The following is a 22,814-nucleotide window of genomic DNA, read 5'->3' on the forward strand; positions in this document are numbered from 1 at the left end:
CGCCCCGATTCGTTACTACGCGTGCTGTGTGTGAGCCGTTAGAGCACCAGTGAACCTGCCGAGATAGCCACGACCAGGAAGATCACGAACAGCACGAGGAAAATGAAGAAGAAGATCTTGGCGATCCCCGCCGCGCCCGACGATACGCGTCCGAAGCCGAAGAATCCAGCGATAACCGATATCACCGCGAAGAGAATGGCAAGCTTGAGCATGGTAAATCCGTTGTTATGGTTGAAGTCGCAACGGTTTAGCAAAGCCTATGCCCGGCTTGTTCTTGCCGGACGTTTCTTGAAAGCGGATCGACACTCGAACCAGCAGGCGGATGGGGCACATGTAGACCGTTAGTAGCGTTTTAGATGAGCTGGCTGAAGCTCAGAAATATCGCCGCGCTACCCTTTCGCCTTTGCCGCAGACGTTATCGATCCAAAGCCCAACGCATCGAACAGACGCTGCCGATGCGGGATCGCAAACAGCAAGCCGATCGCGATGGCATCGGCGGCGAAACCATACGGCACGTCGAGCAAACCGCCCGTCAGCGTGAACAACACCGAATCCACGATCAGCGAGATCACCGCGCCCGCCACGAAACACACGAGGCCGTCGCGTCCTACCGCGCCCACCCAGGGCGCAAGCTGCGCGATCCGCCGGACCACGCCGCGACGCGTCAGATCGCTGGCGAGCCACGCGATAGCCACGAAATTGACGATGCGCGCGCCCGCCAGATTGCGCTTGAAATCACCATCGAAGGAAGTCGGGAGCACGAGCAGCTTGTAGTACGCCATGCCCAGGGCAACTGCGAGCGCGGCCACGCTAACGATCCATCCGAACCTGTGCCCGCTCACCCGCTGATAAACCGGCTGGGCAACAGGCAATCACGCCGATCACGAACATCAGTTGCCATGCGGCAGGGTTGAAGTCCCACAGCAAATCTTCCGCCGACGGCAAATACTCGGCGACAGGAGGGGCGAGCGCCCACAACGCAATACTCGCGGCGAGCAGAAGCCACGGCTTGCTGCGCGCGAGCGGTAACACGAGCGGCACGGCGAGCGCGAAAAACGCGTACATCGGCAGGACGGATGCGAGATAGGGCTGGCGTCGCAACAGCAGGATATCGATGAGCGCCGTGAACGGTGCGGCAATGAACGCGTCGAGGTCGGTCGTGGCGAGATTCGGCGCGCTGCCGAACAGCGGCCGCAACACGAAGCTCGTGAGCAGCATGAGCGCGGCGGTGACCAGAAATGCTCTATATATCTGGAAAGCGCGGCGGAGAAATCTTGCGCGGGCGGCGGATTCCGAGCGCCTCGCGCACATCGATACATAGGCGGTGGCAGTCGCAAAACCGCCGAGGAAAACGAAGACTTCGGCGGCATCGTTAAGAGCGAACGCGTGCAGCGTCATGCGGGACACCATGCTGCCGCCAATATGATCGACAAGAATCACGAGCAGGACGAGGCCGCGAAAAAAGTCCAGCTCAACCAGTCGTTGCGATTTTCCCTGCATGCGTAACCCGAAAGACTGCCGGATCAGGCAGCGAACGTGAAAGGCGCGATTCCAACTTCCAACTTCCAACTGAGGAATAGCGTGCGGCACCGAGAGTTTACCCGTATTTGTGCGCGAAAGTTTTTCGAAGCCGGTGCCCGCTTGGAAATGGTGGAGAACTTTTTTCAGCTCGAAGCACTCTCAAAATTTCAATAAGCTTACATTATCGATGCGAACGTCGCGTACGATTGCGTGAAATTCGTGACCTATAACCGGACAACCCTCACATCTCATGGATTACCTCGTAGCGCTTGCCAGCGACCCCACCGCCTGGGCGGCCCTGGCGACACTCGTTGTCATGGAAGTCGTGCTCGGCATCGACAACCTGATTTTTATCTCCATTCTCACGAACAAATTGCCAGAAGCGCACCGGGCGCGCACGCAGCGTCTGGGTATCGGGCTTGCGCTCATCATGCGGCTTGGCTTGCTCGGCACGGTCGCACTGATCGTGCGGCTGACGGCGCCGATTTTCACGGCGTTCGGGCATGATTTTTCGTGGCGCGACCTGATCCTGATTGCCGGCGGCGTGTTCCTGGTATGGAAGGCGACCACGGAGATCCATCATCACGTGTCGCATGCTTCCGGCGAATCCGGCGGCCCGGCCAAGACCGCTTCGATCACGCCCTTGGCGGCGATCGGGCAAATCCTGGTGCTGGATCTGGTGTTTTCCATCGACAGCATCGTGACCGCCGTCGGCATGACGGAACACATTCCCATCATGTTCGTCGCCGTGATTGCAGCGGTGGCCGTGATGATGTTCGCGGCGGGTCCGTTGTCGCGGTTTATCGATAGAAACCCGACCGTGGTGATGCTCGCGCTCGGCTTCCTGCTGGTGATCGGGATGACGCTGGTTGCCGAAGGGTTCGGGTCTCACGTGCCGAAGGGCTACATCTACGCGGCGATGGCGTTCTCGGCGCTGGTCGAGGGGTTGAACATGCTGTCGCGCAGGGCGAAGAAGAAACGCGCCTGACGTGCTGAGTCTGGTGCGTTGATCGTGGGAACGCCGCGCGCCTTTGAAACCGCGCGGCGTTTTTTCAATGTCTCAAGGCTCCTTCCGGTACAGCGAAGAATCCGTGAATCCCTCGGCATTCAGCACGTACCCGACCACGATCAACGCCGTCCTTTCGATGCCTTTTTCAAGCACTTTCACAGCGATATCCGCGAGCGTTCCAAGCACTTTCTCTTCGTCGGGCCAACTCGCGCGGAAGATCACGGCAACGGGACAATCCGCGCCGTAATGCGGGATCAGGTCGGCGACGATGCGCTCGATATGGCGCACGCCCAGGTGAATCGCCATGGTCGCGCGGTGGCGCGCGAGATCGGCGAGTTGCTCGCCTTCGGGCATCGATGTCTTCGTCGCAAAGCGCGTGAGGATCACGGTCTGCGAGATGCCGGGCAACGTGAATTCGCACCCGAGCGCCGCCGCCGATGCCGCCGCTGCCGTCACGCCCGGCACGATTTCATAGGGAATGGCGAGCGCGTTCAGACGGCGAATCTGTTCGCCGATCGCGCCGTACAGCGACGGATCGCCCGAATGAACGCGCGCCACGTCCTGCCCTTTGGCATGCGCGGTTTCGAGCAACGCGATGATTTCATCGAGGTGAAGATCGGCGGTGTTCACGCAGATTTCCGCGCGATGCCCGCTCAAAACCGCTTCCGGCACCAGCGACCCGGCATACAGGATGACGGGACACGAGCGCACGAGACGCTGCCCTTTCACGGTGATGAGTTCGGGATCGCCGGGTCCGGCGCCAATGAAATAGACCGTCATTTAAAGGGCTTTCTGTAAAGCGTCGAGCGCGTTCAGGAGTGAGGCCGTATCGGTGAATTCGCGTTCGACTTGAGGAAGTGACGGACGTTGCAGCATCACGACGGGCAGACCGCGTTCACGCGCGACCGCGAGTTTCGCTTCGGTCGCCGCCCCGCCGCTGTTCTTGCTGATGAGGACATCGGTATCTTGCTGGTCGAATAAAGCGCGCTCGCCGTCCAGCGAGAACGGCCCGCGCGCCGCGATGATCGTCGCGCGTGCGTGGCCAACATGGGGATCGAGGCAACGGATGGTCCAGTGTTGCCCCGACGGGATTTCGTCAAGATGATCGAGCGGCTCGCGGCCGAGCGTCCAAAACGGATGTTTGTATGGCGCGATGGCTGCCATGATCGATGCAAAGTCAGAGACGCTCCGCCAGTCATCGTCCGATCCCGGTTGCCACGGCGCACGGCGAAGCGCCCAGCATGGGACGCTCGTCACCGCTGAAGCAGCGGCGGCATGACGGCTCATTTGCGCGGCGAAGGGATGAGTTGCATCGACGATCAGACCAACCGATTCTGCTTTTATAAAAGCCGCCAGCCCTTCCACTCCGCCGAACCCGCCAACTCGCACGCAACACACGAGATCGCCCGGCGTGCGTCCCAGTCCAGCAAGGCTATAGACATGTTCCGGACTGAGACGCCGCGCGATCGTCAATGCTTCGCCCGTGCCGCCGAGCAGCAGGACGCGCGTCATGATTTCACTGCATGCAGCAGCGTGATGGGGAGCGCCTGACGCCATGTATCGAAGGCGCCGAGAGGTTGCGCGTGCGCCACGCTTATACGCGTCAGCTCGCCGCCATGCACCGCCCGCCACGCGACGAGCGTCGCCTCGCTTTGGATCGTCACTGCGTTGACGATCATCCGGCCGCCTTTCTTCAGACGCGCCCAACATGTATCGAGCATCTCGGGCGCGGTTACACCGCCGCCAATGAAGATCGCATCCGGCGATGGCAACCCCATCAACGCGGTCGGCGCTTCGCCCTCCACGAGTTGCAGTCCGGGCACACCAAGCGCATCACGATTGTGTTCGATAAAACGCTGACGTCCGCTATCCGCTTCGATCGCGATGGCGCGGCAATCAGCGTGCGCGCGCATCCATTCAATGCCGATCGAACCGCATCCCGCGCCCACGTCCCACAGCAATTCGCCGGGTTCGGGGGCGAGCCGCGCGAGGGTGATGGCGCGGACGTCGCGTTTGGTGAGCTGGCCATCGTGCTGGTACGCGTCGTCGGGAAGACCGGGTGTGAGCGGCAGACGCAAGGCGTTGGCATCCGCAATGCAGGCGATCGCCACCAGGTTCAGCGCAGCGATATCGGCTTGCGGGTTCCACGTGTTTGCGATGCCATCAGTGCGACGTTCACGCTCGCCGCCCAGATGTTCGAACACGCTCATCCGGCTGGCGCCGAAGCCGCGCCGGTTCAATAACTGCGCGACTTCGGAAGGGCTTGAACCATCGCTGCTGAGAACGAGCATGCGCGTGCCGGAATGAAGGCGAACGCCAAGCGCTGCGATCGGACGCCCGACGAGCGAGACCACGGCCACATCCTGCATCGCCCAACGCAAACGCGCTGCAGCAAGCGACACCGATGACGGCGCAGGCAATACGGTGAACTCACCGGGCTCCAGTTCGCGCGCGAACGTGGCGCCGACGCCGAACATCATCGGGTCGCCGCTTGCGAGCACGCAGACTCGCTTGCCGCGATAGTCGAACACCGGCGTTATCGAAAACGGCGTGGGCCACGCGCGGCGCTCAGCGGAAATCTGCTCCGGCAACAGGTCGAGATGGCGCTTGCCACCGAAGATGATGTCGGCGGCAAGCAACGCTTCGTGCGACGTCCGGCTGAGCCCATACCAGCCGTCCTCGCCGATTCCCACTACCGTCAACCACGTTGCCATCCGCCGATCCTCGCATGATTCATTTGCAGGTTACGCTGCCCGGCCGCTTGCCGAGCCATGCGGCGATTGGTTTTGTCGGCTGCAAAAACGGGCATAATATCGCGTTTAGTCGGTGCCCTCACGGGCCTAACAGGGAACACAGCGAAACTGTGGCTGCCCCCGCAATTGTACGCAGCGAGTCCGCGCTCCACTGCCACTGGTTTCGACTGGGAAGGCCGGCGCGGGCGGCGACCTGCCAGCCAAGAGACCTGCCGACCGGAATTCTTCGTGCAAGCCAACATCGGGCGGGGTGTACCGATGCCGCGATCCTGCCTGTTTTCATGTGCTGCTGACAAGGCAAAGGTCGAGGCGCCGCGCGAGACCGGACGGGTCACGCTTTGAACGCATCGCAAACACTCACTACTGAACGCGGGTCGGTACCGGCATCGAGGCCATCGGCATGTCCCGGCCTGATGCGGATCGTGCCTGCGCGCGACGGCGGCCTGTGCCGCATTCGCCTGACCGGCGGCGAGATGAGCGCGGCGCAGGCGCGTGTGGTGGCGGATGTGGCGATGACGTGTGGATCGGGTGTCATCGATGCAACGAATCGCTCGAACTTGCAGATTCGAGGCGTGCGGCCGGACGCTGAAGATGCGTTGATTTCCCGTTTGATCGAAGCAGGCCTGGGTCCGGCCACACCGGATGCGGACGATCTGCGCAACCTCTTGCTCAGCCCGCTCGCCGGTCTCGATCCGCATGCCATTGTGGACGTCACGCCGATCGCTCGCGTGTTGCTCGAACAAATGCAGCACGATGCGCGTCTGCGCGAGTTATCGCCGAAATTTGCAATCATGCTCGACGGCGGCGAGCGTCTTGCCATGCTCGATCATCCTCACGATGTCTGGTTTTCGGCGCTATCGGCGGATCGGTTCGCATTCGGACTTGGCGGTTGTCCACCGACTTGCGCGGAGCATTTGCCTGCGGCCGCGTCGGTCGAGTCCGTGCACGTCCCCGACTTGATGAACGCGGTGTTGCATACATTCCTCGATCTTGCGCTGCCGGAGCAGACGAGGATGCGGGACTTGCTGCAGACGTATTCAGCCGAAGCGGTTCTTGACCGCGTGCAGCAGAAACTCGATTTCCAGCTCAAGCAAGACACAAAAGATTGGCGTCGCCCTTCGTCCAATGCACAACTGCGTTTCGGCGTGCATCCGCAACGCAACGAAGGCGCGGTGTGCATCGGTACGCAGACACCGCTGGGCCGTCTGGATGCAACCACGCTCCGGGCGCTCGCCGACATCGCGCCGCGCATGCGCATGACGCCGTGGCAAAGCGTGATGTTGCTTGACGTACCTGTGGCAGACGCCGCGTCAACCATCGACCGGCTCAAGGCGCTCGACCTCGCAACCACGCCGAACGAGCCCTTCGCGCGCCTCATCGCATGCACGGGTTCGCAAGGCTGCGCCAAAGGTTTCTCCGATACCAAGGCGGACGCGCATCAACTTGCGTCCTTGATGCCCGAAACAGGCAACGTCCACTTGAGCGGATGCGCGCGTTCCTGCGCGGCGGCTCATCACGTCGACACAACCCTGCTCGCCGTCGCGCCCGGCCGCTACGATGTATACACGCAAGCGTCTGAACCGGTCGCCCGGCGCATAACCATTGAAGAGGCGGCCCGCTGGCTCGCCCGGAGCACCACCGATGCTTGATTACATCCGCGACGGGCAGGCGATTTATCGTGCGTCGTTCGCGACCATTCGCGCCGAAACGAACCTCGACGCGATTCCCCCCGACCTCGAAAAACTGGCTGTGCGCGTGATCCACGCATGCGGCATGACGGACGTGATCGATGACCTCGTGTTCTCGAATGACGCCGGAACAGCGGGCCGCGAAGCGCTCAAGCAAGGCGCGTCCATTCTCTGCGATGCCCGCATGGTCGCCGAAGGCATCACGCGCGCGCGCCTGCCGGCTGAGAACCGCGTGATCTGCACGCTCAACGACGCATCCGTGCCCGAACGCGCGCGCGAACTCGGCAATACGCGCTCGGCGGCCGCGCTCGAATTGTGGCGTCCGGATCTTGAAGGCAGCGTGGTTGTGATCGGCAATGCGCCGACCGCGCTGTTCCATCTGCTCGACATGCTCGACGCCGGCGCACCAAAGCCCGCGTTGATCCTCGGCTTTCCGGTGGGGTTCATCGGCGCGGCGGAATCGAAGGCGATGCTTGCCGCCGACAGCCGCGGCGTCCCGTTCGTCGCGTTGCGCGGCAAGCGCGGCGGCAGCGCGATGGCGGCGGCCGCAGTGAACGCGCTGGCTTCGGAGACTGAATAGATGAGCGGACGTCTCTATGGTCTGGGCGTCGGTCCGGGCGATCCCGAACTGATCACGGTGAAGGCGCTGCGTTTGCTGACATCCGCGCCGGTGGTCGCGTACTTCGTGGCGAAAGGCAAGAAGGGCAACGCGTTCGGGATCATCGAAGGGCATTTGAAGGACACGCAGACGCGCATGCCGCTCGTGTATCCCGTGACGACCGAAGCGCTCGAACCGCCGCTTTGCTATGAAACGATCATCGGCGATTTCTACGATGAATCCGCCATCCGCATTGCCGATCATCTCGAAGCCGGCCGCGATGTCGCCGTGATCTGCGAAGGCGATCCGTTTTTCTATGGCTCGTACATGTACCTGCACGACCGGCTCGCCGAGCGCTTCGAAGCTGAAGTCGTACCCGGCGTATGTTCGATGCTCGGCGGCGTCGCCGTGCTCGGCGTGCCGCTCGTGTACCGGAACCAGAGTTTGTCGGTGTTATCGGGCGTGCTGCCGGAAGCGGATCTTCGTGACAGGCTTGCCGCCACCGACGCCGCCGTGATCATGAAACTTGGCCGCAACTTCGACAAGGTCCGGCGCGTGTTGAAAGACCTCGGACTCGATAAACGCGCGCTCTATGTCGAACGCGCGACCATGGCGAACCAGCGCATCGTGCCGCTGGAGGATGTCGATCCTATGGCGTCGCCCTACTTCTCGCTGCTGGTCGTGCCGGGGGAAAAATGGCGGGGTTGATCGACGCAAAATCGCCTGCAATCGTGGTGCTCGGTACGGGCGCATTGCAGACTGCGCAGCGAATCCAGGCACGTTATCCCGGCGCGTTGATTCACGGCCTCGCGAACCGCGTGCAAGCCGATGTCGCGTTCACTGAATTGAGCGCTCATCTGCGCGAGCTCTATTCGAGCAACACGCCGATCGTCGCGTTGTGCGCGGCGGGAATCGTGATCCGTTGCGTGGCTCCCCTTCTAGCCGATAAAACCGTCGAACCGCCCGTGCTTGCCGTCGCCGAAGATGGCAGCGTGGTCGTGCCGCTGCTCGGCGGCCTTGGCGGCGTCAACGTCATGGCGCGCGAAATCGCGGCGGTCCTGCAGGTCGCGCCCGCGATCACGACGAGCGGCGAATTGCGTTTCGGCACATGCCTGCTGAATCCTCCGGCGGGGTATGTGCTTGCGGATATCGAACATGGAAAGCGCTTCGTGTCCGATCTTCTGGCGGGAAGCACTACGCGTATTGAAGGCAACGCACCGTGGCTGGATCAGGTCGAATTGCCCCGTGCCTCCGATGCAAACCGCGCAATCCGGATCTCGCCGCATGTTAGTGAAAACGCCGGCGAACTCATGATTCACCCGCGCTCGGTCGTCATTTGCGTGAACGCGGTGCGTTCGGATGATCCGATCGCCGAACGCATCCGCCGTGCGTTGCTTGAGACAAAGATCTCGCCGCTGTCGGTCGCCGCCATGCTTGCGCCCGTGTCCATGATGACGTCGGCGCGCCTGATCGAAGCTGCGCATGTCCTCGATGTACCCCTGAGATTCGGCGCCCTGCCGGAAGGGTTCGAAACGCTGAGACCGCATGATCAAGACCTCGCGATATCGATTGCATCGCATCCGGTTGATGTCACGAACCTCGGACAAGCACGCGGCACGCTGACCGTGATCGGCCTGGGTCCCGGCAGCGCGGACTTGATGGTACCGGCGGCCAAATACGTGTTGTCCCTCGCCGACGATATTCTTGGCTACGAAACCTACGTGCGCATGGCCGGTCCATTCAAGCCGAATCAAATCCTCCATTGCACCGATAACCGCGAAGAAATGCAGCGCGCGCGTCATGCGTTGGAACTGGCGAGCACGGGGCGCAGGGTCGTGGTTGTGTCGTCAGGAGATCCGGGCGTGTTCGCCATGGCCGCCGCAGTGCTCGAAGCACTTGACGCAGGACAATCCAACGAGGCGTGGTCTTCCGTAGACCTGAACATCCTGCCCGGTGTGTCGGCTGCGCTGGCGACTGCCGCGCGTGCCGGCGCGCCGCTCGGTCACGACTTCTGCATGCTCTCGCTTTCCGATAACCTGAAACCATGGGCCGTCATCGAGATGCGTCTGCGACATGCCGCTCAAGCCGATCTCGTGATGGCGTTCTACAACCCGGTCTCGCGTGCAAGGCCTTGGCAGTTGGATCGTGCGCTTGAGATCGTGCGTGAGTATCGCGATGGAACGACCACGGTCGTGCTGGGAAGGAACATCGGCAGGCCGGGTGAAACGTTGATCACGACCACGCTCGCAAACCTGCGTTCCGATCAGGTCGATATGCGAACCATGGTGATCGTCGGATCATCGACGACGCGAAGCTTTGCGCGCGGCGATGGCAGTGGCGAGTGGGCGTACACGCCCCGCTGGTACGAATGAGCGGCTGATGAGCCACTAAGCCGCTGTCATGTCAGCGGCCGTGCGGTAATCCGCATGCCACGACTTGGCGAGTTTCGCGCATCGGCCAAGACTCACGGCCGCGCTTTCAAAATCGACGACAACGATCTGATCCGCCGAATCGGGACGCGCCGGCGTTTCGGCGCTTCGCCCATCGGTGAGCAACCAGAGAATGCGACGCTGCGAAGGCTTGCGACGCGCAGCGCGCAGCAACACGTTGGCGCCCGTGCGCACGCCCAACGCGAGCGGCGTACCGCCTCCGCCACCGATCGGCGCAAGCCATCGGTCGTTCCACCAGTGCGCGGCGCCTGGCTCGCGGCGCACCTCGGCCGTCGCGCCGCCAAAACACACGAGCGCCACCTCCGCACGCTCCCGGTATGCGCGATCGAACAACGCAACAACCAGCCCCTTCGCGAGCGCGAGCCGCTTGCCGCCAAGCATCGAACCTGAACAATCGAGCACGAAACAATGCAGCGCGCTCGCCTCGCCTTCCTCGCAATGAAACCGCAGATGCGCCGCGTCGAGCATCTGATTGCGTTTCGCGAGCAGCGTTTGCATCCAGTCGATGCGCCCGCTCTTCTCGCCTTCGCGTGAACGCGCTTTGCCGGGAGCGAAAGCATCGAGCCATCGAAGGCGGCCGGGGTCGGCGCGTGTTTCCGGCCTTCGATGGCTCAGGATTTTTTTGACGTGAGCGGCCTCACGTTTTTTACGGCGGTTATATCGACGGGCTCGGGCGGCATGTAGCCGAAGTTGGCTTCATCGGTGTCTTGCGATTGGGGTTGCTGCTTTTCCTGTTCGCGTTTGCCTGCAGGTTCGTTGCCGACTTTCCGCCGATGCAAAAGCACCGCCTCCGCAATGCGTTCGACATGATCTACCCGGACCGCATCGGCCTCTTCCAATGCAGCCAGCGCACGCGCCGCACGCAGCATGACCAGATCGGCGCGCAAGCCGTCGACGTTTGCCTCGATGCAAAGCTCGCTCACACGCGCATGAACGGAGTCATCGAATTCGAGGGCGGGAAGAGCTGAACGTGCACGTAGAAGCTTATGCGACAACGCATCTTGTTGCGGCGCTAACCGCAAACGGAACCCTTCAGGGTTTGCGTCGAATGCAAGCCGCGCCTTGACGATCTCGCGACGTACGTTGGCATCAAAGCAATTCTGCAACTCCACCGCAAGCCCAAACCGATCGAGCAACTGCGGCCTGAGTTCGCCTTCCTCGGGGTTCATCGTGCCAATCAACACAAACCGCGCGTCATGCCGATGCGAGATGCCATCGCGCTCGATCAAGTTCACGCCGCTTGCAGCGACATCGAGCAATTGATCCACGAGCTGATTCGGCAGCAGATTGACTTCATCCACATACAACACGCCTTCATGCGCCTTCGAAAGCAAGCCCGGCGAAAAACGCACGCCGCCGTCGCGTAACGCCGTTTCAAGATCGAGCGATCCGATCAGTTGCTCTTCACTCGCGCCCAACGGCAGGGTGACGAAGCGGCCTTCGGGAAGCAGCTCGGCCAGTGCGCGCGCTGTGGTGGACTTCGCCGTGCCGCGCGGGCCGCTCACCAGCACGCCACCCAGCGCAGGGTCGACCGCAGCGAGCAAAAGTGCTTGTTGCAAGGGCTCCTGCGCGACCAATGCGGTGAAAGGAAAGAGAATATCGTTCACGTTCGTTGCCCTTCGAGTTGCTGTTCGGCATCCAGCAGATGGCGTTCGATCTGCGTCTGGTAGTCGCCCGGGCTTTGCCATAAACCGCGTTGCATGGCTTCCGTCAAACGCTCGCAGATGGAATGCAGCGCATGCGGATTGTGCTGCTGCATGAACTCGCGGGTATTGGCGTCGTTCACGTAAGCATCGGCGACGAGCCCGTATTGATGATCCGACACCACGCGTGCGGTGGCGTCATAGCCAAAGAGATAATCCACCGTGGCCGCGAGTTCCGATGCGCCCTTGTAGCCGTGCCGCTTCACGCCATCGATCCATTTTGGATTGACCACGCGCGAGCGGATCACGCGCGATATCTCTTCCTGCAAGGTGCGTATGCGCGGCGATGCGGGGTTGCTGTGATCGGCGTTGTACGCCTGCGGCTGCGCGCCCGACAGATGCCGCACCGCCGCGACCATGCCGCCCTGGAATTGATGATAATCGTTGGAATCGAGCAAGTCGTGTTCGCGGTTGTCCTGGTTCTGCACCACCACGTCAATAGTCGATAACCTCGCGCCAAATGAATCGCGTGCATGGACGCCATCGCCCTTTTGCGAGTACGCGTAACCGCCCGAGTCCTGGAATCCACGCGCAAGATCAGCATCGCTCTGCCATTGCTTTGCGTCGATCATCTCCTGCAAACCCGCACCGTACGCACCCGGTTTCGTGCTGAACACGCGCCAGCCCGCGCGCAGACGCGCTTCTTTTTCGTCCAGTCCGCGAGCGACGTGTTCATCACGTTCGCGCATGATGCGTGCGCGGATCGGATTGATGTCTTCGTCTTCATCGTCGAGTTCGGCGACGGCCTGAACGGCTGCGTCGAAGAGATGCATCAGGTTCGCGAAGGCATCGCGGAAGAAACCCGAAACGCGCAGCGTGACATCGATACGCGGCCGGTTGAAGATCGTGATAGGCAAGACCTCGAAGTCCGTCACACGATTGCTGCCCGCGGCCCACTTCGGACGCACGCCGATCAGCGCCATGGCTTGCGCAATATCGTCGCCGCCCGTGCGCATCGTGGCCGTTCCCCACACCGACAAACCAATCGCACGCGGGTAATCGCCGTGCTCTTGAAGATGTCGTTCGATCAGCAAGTTCGCGGACTTCAGGCCGAGCGTCCAGGCTGCGCGCGTGGGGACAGCGCGGGTGTCGACGGAATAGAAGTTGCGTCCGGTGGGGAGAACATCGGGTCGTCCGCGTGAAGGTGAACCACTCGGACCTGGCGGCACAAAGCGTCCGTCGAGGCCGCGCTGGAGTTGCAGCAGCTCTTGCGGACCGCATGCATCAAGGCGAGATAAAAGATCGCCGTTCAAACGCCTGAGCACCTGCGATGTGTTGGGGCCGACCGTATTCGCGGGACCGTCCAGCAGCGACGTTGCAAGCAACTCAAGACGCTCGCGCGTATCGCCATGATGACGCCAGGGGGCATCGATCATTTGCATCAGTCGAGCAGGACGCGGCCCCGTCCATGCCGCAGTCCAGTCGGAGTCCAAAGGATCGAACGTGTCGCCGAGTTGCAGGTCACGAGCCAGCGCCGTGAGCACGCTCGCATTAGCGCCGAGTCCGTCGCCTGTCGGATAACGGCCCAATGCGAGCAAGGTATCGCGGCGTTGAACGCCTTGCGGCGAAGCACCGAACACGTGCAGTCCATCGCGGATTTGCGCTTCCTTCAGCTCGCACAAATAGGCATCGGCACGATTGAGCAACGCGTCTTCGGTATTGGAGTCGCGCGGTTTCTCGAGTCCCAGTTCTTCATGCAGCCGATGCTCCACGATGCTCGCCAGAATCGTCTTTCGCAAGAGCTTCGCGCGGCGTGGATCGACCATCAGCGCTTCATAATATTCATCGACCTGACGTTCGAGGTCTTGCAACGGCCCATAGTTTTCAGCGCGCGTAAGCGGCGGCATCAGATGATCGATGATCACCGCCTGCGCGCGCCGCTTCGCCTGACTGCCCTCACCCGGATCGTTGACGATGAACGGATATAAATGCGGCATGGCGCAGAGCGTCAGGTCGGGCCAGCACGACGCGCTCAACGCCACGCTTTTCCCCGGCAGCCATTCAAGATTGCCATGCTTGCCGACGTGTACGATTGCATCGATGTTGAAGCGCAAACGCAGCCAGAAGTAGAACGCGAGATACGAATGCGGCGGCACGAGTTCGGCGTCGTGATAACTCGCGTAATCGCCGCGTTCTCGCGAGCGCGCCGGTTGAATGCCGACGAACACATGCCCGCACCGCCAGCCCGCGATCATGAAGCGGCCGCGCCGCACAGTCGGATCAGCTTCGGGCGGACCCCAGCGGGCGTTCAGGTCTTGCTGAACGTCGGAGGGGAGCTTGCGGAATGCATCGAGATAATCATCGAGCGCGAGACTCTGCAGCGCAGGACGCATATCGCGCACGACGGGATCGTTGGTCACGCCCGCTGTCAGCGCCTGCATCAGCGCGTCGGCATTAACGGGAATATCCTGCGTGGTATATCCCTCGCGTGCGAGCATCGAAAGAATATTCACGACCGATGCCGGCGTATCGAGACCCACGCCGTTACCAATGCGCCCTTCGCTCAGCGGATAATTTGCGAGCACGAGCGCGATGCGTTTGCCGGCGTTCGGAAGCTGCCTCAGGCGACACCAGCGCCTGCTCAGCTCGGCGACGAAACGCACACGCTCGAGGTCGGGCTGATAACGCACGACATCCACTTGCGTCAGTTTGCATCTGTACGCCAGGCCCTTGAAACTGATCGCGCGGGTGATGATGCGCCCATCGACTTCCGGCAGCGCAACGTGCATGGCAATGTCGCGCGATGTCAGCCCGTGGTTGTCCTTGACCCAGTCCTCGCGATTCCCGCCGCTGAGGATCACTTGCAGCACGGGCGCGTCGCCAGCGAGTTCGAACGGCGCGGGGTCATCGATCACGCCGGCCGCGAAGGAGGTCGTGTTCAACACGAGCAACGCATTGTTGTCCGCGCACAATGTCTGCACGACTTCGCGGCTCAACGGGTCCTTCAGCGACGCCATCGCGATCGGCAACGGGTTCAGGCCTTGCGCTTCGAGCGCATCGATCAATGCGTCGAATACGTCTGTATTGCCAGACTGCAGATGCGCGCGGTAGAACAGCACGGCAACGACAGGCGCGCCCTGCGTCCATCTGTCCTTCCAGTCGTCGATGGTCGCAATCTGCCGCGCCGGATGATAGATCGCAACCGCGGGCAACTGCGTGGGCAAGTCGGCCTCGCGCCCGTAGCCCAGCGCCCGATACGCAATGCAGCGCAGGAACGCCTCGGCATTTTGCGCGCCGCCCTCACGCAGATAACGCCAGAGCTGGTCGCACAATGCGGGCTCCGCGGTGCTCTTCGCAACGAGGTTCGGGTCTTCCTGCAAGTCGCCGGAAAACATCACGAGCATCTGGCCATTCTTGCGCGCAAGCGTGGTGATACTCTCGATTCCGTAGGGCCAATAGGCCTCGCCGCCAAGGTGATCGATCACGATCACGCGCGCATGCCTGAGCACGTCATCGACGTAGAAGTCCACCGATGCCGGCTGCCGCAGGAACGCCTGATTGGCGAGGCGCACAGCAGGAAACCCCGCTTCGAGATTCGGCACGACGCCTGCAAGAAGCGACAGCGTGGTATCGGCCGAACTCAGCACGACGATCGGCGCAGGCGTCTGGTCGATGCGCATGACGCCCGCGGCGTCATCGACAAAACCACCGGGCGTCGTGCGTAGCAGATGCACGGTTCAGGCCTGCACAGGTGCGCTGGCGAGCGCGTCGAGAAGCGCTTGTTGCAGACGCGGCTGATCCAGGTCTTCGCCAATGAGCACAAAGCGGCTCGTTCCGACCTCGGCTTCAGCGGGTGTCCACCGGCGATCGAAGTAGGTATCGAAACGTTGCCCCACGCCCTGCACCACAAGACGCATCGGCGTGCCCGGCAACGCGGCGAAGCCCTTCACACGATAAATCGTGTTGGCGTCGACCAGCGCGCGCAATGCAGCGACCGCCGCGTCGCGCGACTCCACGCGCGCCTCGACCACGACAGAATCGAAGTCGTCGTGATGATGGTCGGCGTGGCCTTCGTCATCTACCGACCCATGATGATCCACGCGCAGATGGATCGTGGTCTCCGACGCCGCTTCGAGCCCGAGCAGCGCATGCAGGTCGAGTTGCCCCATCTGCGCCGGAACGATCTTCACGCCCGCCGGAATCTCGCCGCGTATGAGCGTTTCGACGGCGCGTTGCTGCGCCTCATCGATCAGGTCGATCTTGTTGAGAATCACCAGATCGGCTGACGCCAACTGGTCTTCGAACAACTCGTGCAGCGGCGATTCGTGATCGAGATTCGGATCGGCGCGGCGTTGTTCGTCGACGGCTTGCGGGTTCGCCGCGAACTGGCCGCTTGCAGCAGCCGGACCATCGACCACGGTCACGACGGCATCGACCGTGAACGCATTTTTGATCGATGGCCAGTTGAACGCCTGAACCAGCGGCTTGGGCAAGGCGAGACCGGAGGTCTCGATCAGCACATGATCGATCTGATCGCGACGCTCGACGAGCTGCTCCATCACCGGATAAAACTCTTCCTGAACGGTGCAGCAGAGGCAACCATTCGAAAGCTCATAGAGGTTCGGCTGGTCGGTCGTGCTTTCGTCCTCGCAACCAATGCTGCAGCCCTTCAATATCTCACCATCGATACCCAGTTCGCCGAACTCGTTCACGATCACTGCGATCCGCAGCCCTTTGGCATTTTCAAGGATATGCCGCATCAACGTGGTCTTGCCGCTGCCGAGGAAGCCTGTGACGACCGTGACCGGGATCTTGCGCATTTGCATCCTTCACTCCGTTTTTATCGATTGACTGCCTGATGCCGGAAACGCCATGAGCCTCCAAATGACGCAAGCGAAAAGCATACTGGGCTTCAAACCCGGCAAGGCATGATGAAAGTGTCGAGCCCGCACCGCATCCCCGCGGCACCTGTTGCTCCAGATGTCAAACCGTTCCGGCCGGTATCCGGGCTGGCGAAATGCCGCTTCACCTTCCCGCACGCAGCACGCATGCAGTGGTGTTCGAAGCCGGCTTTGCCGCGCGCGACGTCATGCTGCGCGGTTTTCGCTTACCGTTGCGGGGGCAGCGCAGGTTGGCGCGCACGAGTGTCCGGCGGCGCTCCCTGCTTCCCGTTTAACTGCGCACAGAGAGAGACCGCGCGCGAGCACCAGAAAACTGCGCCAAGTCTAGGCCGGTGAAGCCTTGCGGTCAAGGTTACGGCCAGTTGTCGAGCAATGGAAACCCAAGCGCCGGCACGCCTCCGTGTGCTATCTTTGGCTCGCGTCTGGTGCTCACGCGCGCTTTTCCTGCGTGCGTAGTTAAACGGGAAACAGGATGCAAGAGCGTTTATTCTCAGCGCGCCTGCATGCAAGAAACCTGTGCTGTCCCCGCAACGGTACGCGACCCGCGCCGGTTCGAATTGGTTTCACAGAACCCGTGCGCACATTTGCTTCATGGCCACTGCTTGCCAAAGCGGGAAGGCGCAAGCGAATGCGGTCGCCAAGCCCGGATACCGGCCAGCGCAAGTGGCGTGTCATGGACGCGCCGGACGCCGCATCCGCGAGGGACGGATGAAGGACGTAATGAATCTATCGTCTTACATGAAATCTGATCCGCAGTGTATTTGCAAGCTTCTATCCGCGCGTCTGGAACGCACGGATGGAGCGGGACGTTGAGCGCGTGGGTGATCGGCATAGGCTGCCGGCGTGGCGTGAGCATCGGGCAGATCGATGCGGCGGTTTGCGCGGCGCTTGGCAATGAGCCGATCACGCATGTGCGCGCGCTGGCATCGATTGACGGCAAACAGGATGAAACCGCTTTGCTCGAATTCGCCGCTCTTCACCACCTGCCGATAGAATTTTTTTCGAAGGACCGCGTGTCGCAAGTCGAGACGAGAGCATCGGAACGCGTCCGGACACTGATCGGCGTCGATGGCGTCTGCGAACCGTGTGCGCTCCTGGCATCGCGTGACGGACGAATCGTACGGCCCAAGATCGCAGTGGATGGCGTGACTGTCGCCATTGCCGAAGACAACTCGAATCAACAGAAAGACAACGAGAGAATGTAATGAAAACGGACGAAGAAGCGCATCTGCGCATGACCCAGCGTCGCAAGGAAGGCCACGAGAAAAAGCAGGCACAGGCGTCGATTGAAAAAGGCTTGTTGATCGTCAATACGGGCACGGGCAAAGGCAAGACCACGGCCGCATTCGGCATGGCCGTGCGCGTGCTCGGCCATGGCATGCGGCTTGGCGTCGTGCAGTTCATCAAGGGTGCGCTGCATACGTCGGAGCGCGATTTTCTCGGCGCGATCGCCAATTGCGACTTCGTGACGATGGGCGACGGCTACACCTGGGACACGCAGAATCGCGACGCCGATATCGCCACCGCCCGCAAGGGCTGGGACGCGGCGCGCACCATGATCGAAAGCGGCGAGTACCAAATGGTCGTGCTCGACGAACTCTGCACGGTGTTGAAATACGAATACCTGCCGCTCGATGAAGTCCTCGGCGTGCTCAACGCACGGCCCGAGATGCTGCATGTGGTCGTGACAGGCCGTCATGCCCCTGAAGCGCTGATCGAAGCGGCCGACCTCGTGACGGAAATGCGGCCGGTCAAGCATCCGTATCGCGAGCAAGGGGTCAAGGCGCAACGTGGCGTCGAGTTCTGACGTGCGCGCCTGTCCTGCTTTATTCATCAGCGCGCCTGCATCGAACCAGGGTAAAACCACCGTGACCGCAGCGCTTGCGCGCTATCACAGACGGCTCGGCCGGCGTGTGCGCGTCTTCAAGACCGGCCCGGATTTCCTCGACCCGATGATCCTCGAACGCGCATCGGGCGCGCCCGTTTATGCATTGCATCTCTGGATGGTCGGCGAGCGCGGCTGCCGCGCGTTGCTTGCAGAAGCCGCGCAAACGGCCGACCTGATCCTGATTGAAGGCGTGATGGGTCTCTTCGACGGCACCCCCAGCAGCGCCGATCTTGCCGCGACATTCGGCGTACCGGTGCTGGCCGTGATCGGCGCGCATGGCATGGCGCAGACCTTCGGCGCGGTGGCGTTCGGGCTCGCGCGATATCGTGACGACCTGCCGTTTTACGGGGTGCTGGCGAACCGCGTGGCATCCGAGCGGCACGCGCAAATGCTGCGCGAAGCGATTCCCGAGGGCGTGCGTTATTGCGGACATGTATCGACCATGGACGACGTCGCGCTGCCCGGGCGTCATCTCGGTCTGACGCAAGCGGCCGAAGTCGAAGACCTCGATGCACGGCTGGATCGCGCCGCGGACGCCATCGGCGAGACTACGTTGCGCGAGTTGCCTCCTTCAGTTGAATTCGCCGAGGAACCTCGCGAACAGCCATCATGTTTGCTCGAAGGTCTGCACATTGCCATTGCGCGTGACGCGGCGTTTTCGTTCATCTACCCAGCCAATCTCGATCTGCTCAGATCGATGGGCGCAACGCTGTCGCACTTTTCTCCCTTGGCCGATGAACCGTTCAATGCCGATGCGCTTTATCTGCCGGGCGGTTATCCCGAGCTGCATGCCGCGCGCCTTGCCGCGAATGCGACGACGGCGGCATCGATTCGCGCGCATGTCGGAGCAGGGAAACCGGTGGTCGCCGAATGTGGCGGCATGCTGTATCTTCTCGAGTCGCTGACCGATATAGATGGCGCACAGCACACCATGCTCGGCCTCTTACCCGGCCACGCGAAGATGCAAAAGCGCCTTTCCCGCCTCGCTATGCAGCGCATCGAAAGCTGTCACGGCGTCAGTACAGGGCACACATTCCATTACTCGTCAGTGACGACCGACATGGCACCTGTCCTGAACGCAACGCACGCAACCACGGGCAAGGAAGGCGAAGCCTTCTACCAGGAAGGCCCGATTACCGCGACCTACATGCACACTTACTGGCCGACGAATCCGGCGGCAGCCGCCGCCCTTTTCCGTGGCGAACCGCTATGACAATGCCTTTGGAAACACCTGTAAAAACGCCGCTTGAACTCGCATTCACCATCGAACGTGCGAGCCAGCTTCAGCCCGTAGGTTCACCCTGCACGGACGTATGCCGCCTCGATAAAACCACGGGTTATTGCGAAGGCTGCTTCAGAAGCCGCGAAGAGATCAAGGCATGGAAGACATTGCCCGACGCCGACAAGCTCGGCCTCTTCCCTGCCTTGCTGGCCAGAAAAGCAGCGGCATAAAAAAGGGCGGCTCGCGAGCCGCCCTTCTCTTACCAAGAATCTTAATCGATCAAGCCGTTGCTACACGCCGCGCGGGCACACGTTCCACTTCACGCTGTGCAAGCACGCCGAACAACAAACCGAGCGTGGTCCAGATCACCGCCTGAATGCCGATTGCGGCCACGCGGAAATTCCACAACAAGGTCGCCGAAAACTTCGCCGGTACTTCATCGATCGATGGCAACGCAGCGTAAGCGAGCCCCATCAGCACGATGTAACCCGCGAGCGCAATCAGCGACGCATTCCAGTTGCCGTGTGTCGGCTGCATGCGGCGCTGAAACCGCACCGCGAACACGGCCACCACGAGTGAGATCGCGACCATGCCGAAAAAGAGCGCCGTTCTCGCGCCAATCGTCTCGGGATTTCCCACGGACGGCGGGTTCGGCGGATACTTGAGAAACGGCACGATTGCAACCGTCACAAAGCCGAACACGCCGAGCAATGCTGACGTTCCGCGGGCGCGCAACGCACCGAGCCGCGCATACGAAAACGCGAACACGAGCGAGAACAAACCGCCCAGCGCCGTACCGAACACCGAGACGCCTGTCAGCAAACCTAGCCCCGCTTGCGTGCCGCGGCTGACCAGTTCGACATCGTCGCCATGTTCGTGCGGATGCCCGGCGGCCGCTTCCGCCTGCTCATGTGCCTGTTCCTGCTGGGATTCGAATGCAATGGCACGATCCACCGACGGCTCGCCGAAGGTTTTTGCAAACCCGAAACCGAGCAGGCCCGCGACCAGCCCCGCGATCATGCCGCGTATGAGGAGATTTCTGATCATGGACGGTCTCAGTGGCAGGGGAAACCGAGCAGATGGCGACCGTCGTGCACGAACTCGTGGATATACATGCCCTGGAAGATCGACGTTGCGCCTTGCTCCGCGCCCACGAAATAAATTGCGATCAACAAAAGCAGACCGATAAACACCGCCCAAGGCAGCACCTCACGCACCGGAATAGGTACGGGTGCATCAAATGCGGGATTCATGGCGGACAGATTCGCCGTTGGATTGGCTTGATTCATGAAAGCTCCGAGGGATAAGCGCGTCCCGTAAGAAAATAGAAAGGCTGCAGCGGGGGTCTGACTTGCATGCGTCGAATGGTTTTTTTACCTTGATTCAAGGATGAAAACGCACTCGGCACGCTTACAGTGGCGCGACCGTGCCGGGTTTTCACCGGCTTCCTCGCGCTGCAAGCTTGCCATTCTAAGATGTGATCACCGAAAGTAAAGCAATGCATCATTGAAGCGAATCCGGAAACCATGAAAAACGAACTGATCCTGCTTTGCCACGCGGCAACGCACGCCATGAAAACCGGCATGTTTCCCACGCTCCATGATCCGATCGAGCATCTCGAGCGCCCGCGTCTTTCGGCGCTTGCATCGGTTTATGTGCCCGACCGTGTCATCACGAGCCCGTCCCATGCCGCAGTGGAAACGGGACGGACGTTTGGCATCGAAATGTCGGCCGATGCGCAGTGGAGCGACCTGGATCATGGCCGCTGGCAAGGACGTTCTTTGAAAGAGATCTACGACGAGGAGACCGGCGCGTTGAGCGCTTGGTTGTCGGAACCGGACAGCGCTGCGCATGGCGGCGAAAGCCTGGAGGCCCTTCAGGGGCGGGTTCGGCGCGCGCTCGACGAACAGCGCGATGACGGGACTACGGTAATCGTGACGCACGCCATCGTAATCAAGGTGGTGCTTGCCGTGGTGCTGGACGCACCGCTTACGACGGTTTATCGGATGGATCTGGAGCCGCTTTCTGCAGTCACGCTGACCCGCGCGGACGATACATGGCGTCTGCGCTGCAAATCGTCCATCTGATCAGGCCCCGGCGCCCCGCGCCATGCGCCGAAGCGTCGATGAATCAATCGCGCCCGCGCAGATCCGGACCGCCTCGTTCAGCGTGCGGGGCCGGCCAGCGGCGAAATGCGCTTCGAGCATGGCAATAGCGCGAAGCCGTTCGTTATTACCGAGCTTCTCGCCGGTGGCAAGTTCAAGCACCGAGATGAAGTAGGTCGCGGGAGGCGTGGCGCCCCGCGCGCCGGTCGAAAACACGGGAATCGCGTCGGAGCATGCCTGCCTTGCAATCGTCGCAACATCGCGTTGGGGAAGCCAACTCGATTCGCTGAGCTGGTGTTCGGTTTGGCGTGTCATGGATAAAGCCCTGGAATATCCGTAAGTCGTATGACCTTTACCTAGCAAGGACTATTCCAGCTTGACAAGCAGTCACACATTGGTGTGGACACCATCCCAGCGTCGCGACAAAAGAATCAGCACAGGCAGCAAAACCGCCCAACCGGCAGCTAGCGTGAGCGTCGCCGCCAAAGGCTGCGCGAAGCGAACCGCGCCCAGCGCAGCGCCGCCCCGGAACGATAAAGGCCCCGCAACCGCGCCCAACACCGAAGCCAGCAGCATGCGCGACTTCAGCCAACCGAAGGTCGTATTGAATTGCGCGGCGAAGAGTGCCCACAACGCGAGAATCCAGTAAGGTGCGGCGCCGGGAAGGACCGTACCGTTCGGGTAGCGCAGCAACCCGGCCGCGACCGGCACGCTTTCCCAAACGGCGCCGATCGCAATCACGCTCGCCAGCAGCTTGAGCTCCGGCACCCGCCGGTCCACCCGAGCCAGATGCACGGCGACCAGGACCAGCGTGACGGCAACGCCGATCCACGGGACATCGTGCGCTGCGCTCAGCACGCAGGCGAACCACCCGAATTGCCCGACGATGAAATAGATCGTCGGTGCCCAGCGCTCAAAAGCTGACCTCCGGGCGGGACCGTCTGGAATGTTGCTGGATGCGTCGGGCATGCGGCTCGCGGTTATCTGATTGGCGTAACGACGTGGGGCGATGCTACCGCATTGGCGTTTTAAAGCG

The 22,814-nt window shown here is 61.6% G+C and carries 22 protein-coding genes, 1 pseudogene and 4 riboswitches; of the genes and pseudogenes, 10 read left to right on the forward strand and 13 right to left on the reverse strand.

Going from position 1 to position 22,814, the window contains the following annotated elements; genetic code table 11:
• Window positions 1-38 precede the first annotated feature (38 nt).
• Both AXG89_RS17420 and AXG89_RS17425 read right to left on the reverse strand, forming a co-directional pair.
• Window positions 39-212 (reverse strand): DUF1328 family protein, encoded by a 174-nt coding sequence (locus AXG89_RS17420; protein ID WP_069638391.1) that lies wholly within the window; start codon window positions 210-212, stop codon window positions 39-41.
• A gap of 177 nt (window positions 213-389) precedes the next feature.
• Window positions 390-1,500 (reverse strand): annotated as a pseudogene (locus tag AXG89_RS17425) (OpgC domain-containing protein).
• A gap of 271 nt (window positions 1,501-1,771) precedes the next feature.
• Here AXG89_RS17425 and AXG89_RS17430 point away from each other — a divergent pair.
• Window positions 1,772-2,509: a TerC family protein gene (locus tag AXG89_RS17430; protein WP_062171205.1), complete on the forward strand. Its 738-nt coding sequence runs from the start codon at window positions 1,772-1,774 to the stop codon at window positions 2,507-2,509.
• 72 nt (window positions 2,510-2,581) lie between these two features.
• Here AXG89_RS17430 and cobM read toward each other — a convergent pair whose 3' ends face one another.
• Genes cobM through AXG89_RS17445 form a run of 3 tightly spaced genes read right to left on the reverse strand, consistent with a single transcriptional unit; the run spans window position 2,582 to window position 5,244 of the window.
• The gene (cobM, locus tag AXG89_RS17435; protein ID WP_062171207.1) at window positions 2,582-3,310 is read right to left on the reverse strand and encodes a precorrin-4 C(11)-methyltransferase; all 729 of its coding nucleotides are present in this window, start codon (window positions 3,308-3,310) and stop codon (window positions 2,582-2,584) included.
• Window positions 3,311-4,045, reverse strand: a complete 735-nt coding sequence (locus AXG89_RS17440; RefSeq protein ID WP_162916103.1) for a cobalt-precorrin-6A reductase — start codon at window positions 4,043-4,045, stop codon at window positions 3,311-3,313.
• Window positions 4,039-5,244, reverse strand: a complete 1,206-nt coding sequence (locus AXG89_RS17445) for a bifunctional cobalt-precorrin-7 (C(5))-methyltransferase/cobalt-precorrin-6B (C(15))-methyltransferase (protein WP_062171211.1) — start codon at window positions 5,242-5,244, stop codon at window positions 4,039-4,041. The genes AXG89_RS17440 and AXG89_RS17445 overlap by 7 nt, the downstream gene beginning before the upstream one ends.
• Window positions 5,245-5,337: 93 nt before the next feature.
• Window positions 5,338-5,514: riboswitch (cobalamin riboswitch) on the forward strand.
• Between the two features lie 107 nt (window positions 5,515-5,621).
• Here AXG89_RS17445 and cobG point away from each other — a divergent pair.
• Genes cobG through cobJ form a run of 4 tightly spaced genes read left to right on the forward strand, consistent with a single transcriptional unit; the run spans window position 5,622 to window position 9,941 of the window.
• Window positions 5,622-6,932, forward strand: a complete 1,311-nt coding sequence (cobG, locus tag AXG89_RS17450; RefSeq protein WP_075358657.1) for a precorrin-3B synthase — start codon at window positions 5,622-5,624, stop codon at window positions 6,930-6,932.
• Window positions 6,925-7,551 carry a precorrin-8X methylmutase gene (locus AXG89_RS17455; protein WP_062171215.1) on the forward strand — a complete coding sequence of 209 codons (627 nt, stop codon included), beginning with the start codon at window positions 6,925-6,927 and terminating at the stop codon, window positions 7,549-7,551. Before cobG ends, AXG89_RS17455 begins: the two co-directional genes overlap by 8 nt.
• Window positions 7,552-8,277: a precorrin-2 C(20)-methyltransferase gene (locus AXG89_RS17460; protein ID WP_062003133.1), complete on the forward strand. Its 726-nt coding sequence runs from the start codon at window positions 7,552-7,554 to the stop codon at window positions 8,275-8,277. It abuts the gene before it with no gap.
• Entirely contained in the window at window positions 8,265-9,941 is a 1,677-nt protein-coding gene (cobJ, locus tag AXG89_RS17465; RefSeq protein WP_062171217.1) for a precorrin-3B C(17)-methyltransferase, read from the forward strand. Before AXG89_RS17460 ends, cobJ begins: the two co-directional genes overlap by 13 nt.
• A gap of 15 nt (window positions 9,942-9,956) precedes the next feature.
• Here cobJ and AXG89_RS17470 read toward each other — a convergent pair whose 3' ends face one another.
• From AXG89_RS17470 to cobW, 4 genes are all read right to left on the reverse strand, one after another.
• Window positions 9,957-10,517 carry a vWA domain-containing protein gene (locus AXG89_RS17470; protein ID WP_062171219.1) on the reverse strand — a complete coding sequence of 187 codons (561 nt, stop codon included), beginning with the start codon at window positions 10,515-10,517 and terminating at the stop codon, window positions 9,957-9,959.
• Between the two features lie 113 nt (window positions 10,518-10,630).
• Window positions 10,631-11,626 carry an ATP-binding protein gene (locus AXG89_RS17475; RefSeq protein WP_062171221.1) on the reverse strand — a complete coding sequence of 332 codons (996 nt, stop codon included), beginning with the start codon at window positions 11,624-11,626 and terminating at the stop codon, window positions 10,631-10,633.
• The gene (gene cobN, locus AXG89_RS17480; RefSeq protein ID WP_062171223.1) at window positions 11,623-15,396 is read right to left on the reverse strand and encodes a cobaltochelatase subunit CobN; all 3,774 of its coding nucleotides are present in this window, start codon (window positions 15,394-15,396) and stop codon (window positions 11,623-11,625) included. The genes AXG89_RS17475 and cobN overlap by 4 nt, the downstream gene beginning before the upstream one ends.
• Before the next feature lie 3 nt (window positions 15,397-15,399).
• The gene (cobW, locus tag AXG89_RS17485; RefSeq protein WP_062171225.1) at window positions 15,400-16,488 is read right to left on the reverse strand and encodes a cobalamin biosynthesis protein CobW; all 1,089 of its coding nucleotides are present in this window, start codon (window positions 16,486-16,488) and stop codon (window positions 15,400-15,402) included.
• A gap of 152 nt (window positions 16,489-16,640) precedes the next feature.
• A riboswitch (cobalamin riboswitch) is annotated at window positions 16,641-16,886 on the reverse strand.
• 82 nt (window positions 16,887-16,968) lie between these two features.
• Window positions 16,969-17,236, forward strand: a riboswitch (cobalamin riboswitch).
• An 88-nt stretch (window positions 17,237-17,324) separates the two neighbouring features.
• Here cobW and AXG89_RS17490 point away from each other — a divergent pair.
• The 4 genes from AXG89_RS17490 to AXG89_RS17505 are packed head-to-tail and all read left to right on the forward strand — an operon-like array spanning window position 17,325 to window position 19,903.
• Entirely contained in the window at window positions 17,325-17,768 is a 444-nt protein-coding gene (locus AXG89_RS17490) for a cobalamin biosynthesis protein (protein WP_236873457.1), read from the forward strand.
• A complete protein-coding gene (gene cobO, locus AXG89_RS17495; RefSeq protein WP_062171229.1) occupies window positions 17,768-18,370 on the forward strand; it encodes a cob(I)yrinic acid a,c-diamide adenosyltransferase in 603 nt (200 codons plus the stop codon). The genes AXG89_RS17490 and cobO overlap by 1 nt, the downstream gene beginning before the upstream one ends.
• Before the next feature lies 1 nt (window position 18,371).
• A complete protein-coding gene (locus AXG89_RS17500) occupies window positions 18,372-19,664 on the forward strand; it encodes a cobyrinate a,c-diamide synthase (protein WP_062171231.1) in 1,293 nt (430 codons plus the stop codon).
• On the forward strand, window positions 19,661-19,903 hold the full coding sequence (locus tag AXG89_RS17505) for a DUF1289 domain-containing protein (RefSeq protein ID WP_178391865.1): 243 nt from the start codon (window positions 19,661-19,663) through the stop codon (window positions 19,901-19,903). The genes AXG89_RS17500 and AXG89_RS17505 overlap by 4 nt, the downstream gene beginning before the upstream one ends.
• Window positions 19,904-19,952: 49 nt before the next feature.
• Here AXG89_RS17505 and AXG89_RS17510 read toward each other — a convergent pair whose 3' ends face one another.
• Complete coding sequence (locus AXG89_RS17510) at window positions 19,953-20,720, reverse strand: CbtA family protein (RefSeq protein WP_062171232.1); 768 nt, start codon at window positions 20,718-20,720, stop codon at window positions 19,953-19,955.
• 8 nt (window positions 20,721-20,728) lie between these two features.
• A complete protein-coding gene (locus AXG89_RS17515) occupies window positions 20,729-20,962 on the reverse strand; it encodes a CbtB domain-containing protein (protein ID WP_062171235.1) in 234 nt (77 codons plus the stop codon).
• 31 nt (window positions 20,963-20,993) lie between these two features.
• Window positions 20,994-21,147: riboswitch (cobalamin riboswitch) on the reverse strand.
• A gap of 52 nt (window positions 21,148-21,199) precedes the next feature.
• Between AXG89_RS17515 and AXG89_RS17520 the strand changes: the two genes are divergently transcribed.
• Entirely contained in the window at window positions 21,200-21,760 is a 561-nt protein-coding gene (locus AXG89_RS17520) for a histidine phosphatase family protein (RefSeq protein WP_062171237.1), read from the forward strand.
• On the opposite strand, the gene AXG89_RS43065 is transcribed toward AXG89_RS17520, so the two are convergent.
• Window positions 21,761-22,093, reverse strand: coding sequence for a hypothetical protein (locus tag AXG89_RS43065; RefSeq protein ID WP_236873458.1), 333 nt, complete (start codon window positions 22,091-22,093; stop codon window positions 21,761-21,763).
• Window positions 22,094-22,165: 72 nt separating this feature from the next.
• Window positions 22,166-22,747, reverse strand: coding sequence for a DUF2878 domain-containing protein (locus tag AXG89_RS17530; protein WP_082771494.1), 582 nt, complete (start codon window positions 22,745-22,747; stop codon window positions 22,166-22,168).
• Between the last annotated feature and the right edge of the window lie 67 nt (window positions 22,748-22,814).

Origin of the sequence: Burkholderia sp. PAMC 26561 (genome assembly GCF_001557535.2) — a bacterium.
Taxonomy (GTDB): Bacteria; Pseudomonadota; Gammaproteobacteria; order Burkholderiales; family Burkholderiaceae; genus Caballeronia.